General features: G+C 72.9%; 1 protein-coding gene and 1 pseudogene. Both read right to left on the bottom strand.

What is annotated here, in order from left to right:
* Window positions 1-282 (bottom strand): annotated as a pseudogene (locus GJV64_RS15055) (mechanosensitive ion channel family protein); the annotation flags it as partial.
* Window positions 282-786 (bottom strand): CAF17-like 4Fe-4S cluster assembly/insertion protein YgfZ (gene ygfZ / locus GJV64_RS15050; RefSeq protein WP_164158330.1); only part of this gene is annotated, 505 nt, incomplete at its 5' end. The gene ygfZ and the pseudogene GJV64_RS15055, both read right to left, overlap by 1 nt.

Genomic DNA, 786 nt, shown 5'->3' with positions numbered 1-786 from the left:
CGGCGGCGCCACGGCATGGCTGGCGCCGTCAAGAGCCACGGCGACCAGGAACAGCTGCAACGTGCGGTCCACCACGCCGCGGGCCAGCGCCCGCCAGCCTTCACCGCCGCGCGGCAGCAGCTGGCGGGCGAGCAGCAACAGGCCTTCCAGCGCCAGGAAGATCGCCAGCGCCACCCCGGCGCCGAACAGCGCCTCGCCACTGTCCTCTGCCAGCCAGTGCCAGACTGAACCCAGCGCGGCATCCAGCCGCCCGGCGGCGCGCTCCACCGGATCGAGCAGCATCACCAGGCGCCCACCAGCCAGTCTGGGCGGCGCACGGTCACTGTTGCCGGGCCAAGGAATAGTGGTCCGTCGGCAGCCTCCAGCCGCAGGTGCACGATGGCCTTATCGCCATTCCGGCTGCGCAGCCGGCCGCAACTGCGCCCCTGCGCGTCGGTCACCTCCGTCGCCGCGCCGGGATCACCCTCGATGCTGACCGGCACCAGTCGGCGCCGCACCTTGTCGCGATGGTGCATGCGGGCGGTGTTCTCCTGGCCGACATAGCAGCCCTTGGTGAACGACACGCCGTCCAGCAGGTCGGCGCCGGTTTCCAGCCACAGCAGTTCGTCCGAACCGATATCCGCGCTGTCGGGGACGCCGACGGCATGGCGGTGCGCGTCATGGGCGGCGCTGCCAGCCGGCGCACTGCCAGCCGGGCCGATCCAGCGCGCGCCCAGCGCGGCAAGCCGTGCATCGGGCGGGCCACCATCCGGCCAGCTGGCCAGCACCGCCAGATCGTCGCGGCGG

It is taken from the genome of Sandarakinorhabdus rubra, assembly GCF_010994245.1.
Lineage (GTDB): Bacteria > Pseudomonadota > Alphaproteobacteria > Sphingomonadales > Sphingomonadaceae > Sandarakinorhabdus > Sandarakinorhabdus rubra.
This window is presented reverse-complemented; position numbering and strand designations above follow the sequence as displayed.